This window comes from Microbacterium sp. LB12, assembly GCF_037150835.1.
GTDB lineage: Bacteria > Actinomycetota > Actinomycetes > Actinomycetales > Microbacteriaceae > Microbacterium.
The window spans coordinates 1-509 of sequence record NZ_JBBCPF010000044.1; the positions used below are offsets into that span (position 1 = coordinate 1).

The 509-nt window shown below is 69.7% G+C and carries 1 pseudogene; it reads right to left on the reverse strand.

The features are described 5' to 3' along the window. Positions 1–509 (reverse strand): annotated as a pseudogene (locus WFM69_RS19465) (M17 family metallopeptidase); the annotation flags it as partial.

The window sequence follows — 509 nt, forward strand, 5'->3', positions numbered from 1 at the left end:
CTCCCGCGAACGGGCCGCCGAGGTTGGCGATGTCGGCGATCTCCGAGTCGAGCTGCTTCCGGTACTTCTGCTCGAGGGGCAGCTGCCACACCGATTCGTCCACCGCGTCGGATGCCGCCCGCACCAGGTCGACCGTCGCCTGGTCGTTGCCGAACACCGGCGCGGTCGCGGCACCGAGCGACACCAGCGCGGCCCCGGTCAGCGTGGCGATGTCGACGATCGCGTCCACACCGTCTTCCGTGGCGAGCACGAGGGCATCGCTCATCACGAGACGCCCCTCGGCGTCGGTGTTCTTCACCTCGATCGTGGTGCCGCCGCGCGCCGTGAGCACGTCGCCGAGCTTGTACGCGGTGCCGGAGGGCATGTTGTCGGTGCACATCAGCCAGCCGGTGACCTGGGCCGTGACGCCCGCATCGCGCAGCCCGACGAACGCACCGAGCACCGCGGCGGCCCCTCCCATGTCCATCTTCATGAGCAGGTGCATCGGGTCGCTCGGCTTGAGGCTGATG